Genomic DNA, 235 nt, shown 5'->3' on the forward strand with positions numbered 1-235 from the left:
AGCAGCTGTGGGCCGCCCTGCTGCGCTGGGTGCCGCCGCGCCAGGGCTACACGCCGCCGCGCGCGCATGCGCTGGCCGCTGCCTCGGCCGCGGCCTCGGCCGCGGCCGCGCCGGCCCCGGCCGAGCTGCCCGAAGTGGCAGGACTGGACGCGGCGCTGGGGCTGCGCCGCTGCACCGGCAAGCTGGGCTTTTACCGGCAGATGCTGGAGCAGTTTGTGCAGGACCAGGCCGAGAC

General features: G+C 77.0%; 1 protein-coding gene. It reads left to right on the forward strand.

Translation table 11 applies throughout. From position 1 onward, the window contains the following. Nucleotides 1–235: hypothetical protein (locus HA630_RS00535; protein WP_166832033.1), on the forward strand; the 235-nt coding region annotated here is incomplete at both ends.

Source organism: Aquabacterium sp. A08, assembly GCF_011742065.1.